We start from the raw sequence: 1,117 nt of genomic DNA, 5'->3' as shown, positions 1-1,117 counted from the left end.
TGAATCGCCCCGGGTTCCGTGGAGGCCGGTTGGTTTAAGTCAGGTCGCGATCGCGGCCTGACTGGCGAGCTGCCTGTAGTAGTTTGCCTCAGCTTCTGCGGGCGGGATATACCCGATAGGTTCAAGGAGCCTGTGGTGGTTAAACCAGGACACCCATTCCAGCGTTGCCAGCTCGACGGATTCCTTGGTTTTCCAGGGCGCTCGGCGGTGGATCATCTCCGCCTTGTACAAACCATTGATCGTTTCTGCCAAGGCGTTGTCGTAGCTGTCGCCCTTGCTGCCGACTGACGGCTCGATGCCTGCCTCGGCCAGCCGCTCGCTGTAGCGGATCGAGACGTACTGCGAGCCTCTGTCCGAGTGGTGGATCAAGGCTTCTTCAGGACTTGGCTGGCGGGCGTACAGCGCCTGTTCCAGCGCATCGAGCACGAAGTCCGTGTGCATAGAACTGCTCACACGCCAACCCACGATACGTCGGGCAAAGACGTCAATGACGAAGGCCACATAGAGCCAGCCTTGCCAGGTCGAGACATAGGTGAAGTCCGAGACCCACAACTGGTTGGGTCGCTCGGCCTTGAACTGCCGATTGACCCGATCCAGCGGGCACGCCGCCTTGCTATCGCTGATCGTGGTGCGCACGACCTTGCCTCGCACAACGCCCCGCAGCCCCTGACGACGCATAAGCCGTTCGACCGTGCAGCGGGCCACCGCGACACCTTCCCGGTTCAGCTGCCGCCAGACTTTGTCGGCACCATAGACCTGCAGGTTTACCTGCCAGACCCGTTCGATCTCGGACATCAACGCCTCGTCACGCTGCACTCTCGGGCTGCGTTGTTCAGGATTGCGCTGCAGGGCGACATGGCGCCGGTACCCGGATGGGGCGATCTGCAATTGCTTGCAGATCGGCTCGACCCCGAAGGCATCACGATGCGCGTCGACGAAAGACCTCAGGACTTGAATCGGCGGTCGAGCTCCGCCTGGGCGAAAAACGCGCTGGCAAGCTTGAGGATCTCGTTGGCCTTGCGAAGCTCACGGACCTCGCGTTCCAGCTCTTTGACGCGCTTCTGATCCGCGGTGGTCGGCCCCTCGCGCTGGCCGGAATCTCGCTCATGCTGACGCA

The 1,117-nt window shown here is 61.9% G+C and carries 1 pseudogene and 1 other annotated feature; the pseudogene reads right to left on the bottom strand.

What is annotated here, in order from left to right:
• Nucleotides 1–39 precede the first annotated feature (39 nt).
• Nucleotides 40–1,117: pseudogene (locus tag DNK49_RS23050) on the bottom strand (IS3 family transposase); the annotation flags it as partial.
• Nucleotides 874–990 (bottom strand) — a sequence feature (AL1L pseudoknot). (Overlaps the previous pseudogene by 117 nt.)

The sequence above is a fragment of the Parazoarcus communis SWub3 = DSM 12120 genome, from assembly GCF_003226565.1.
Lineage (GTDB): Bacteria > Pseudomonadota > Gammaproteobacteria > Burkholderiales > Rhodocyclaceae > Parazoarcus > Parazoarcus communis.
This window is presented reverse-complemented; position numbering and strand designations above follow the sequence as displayed.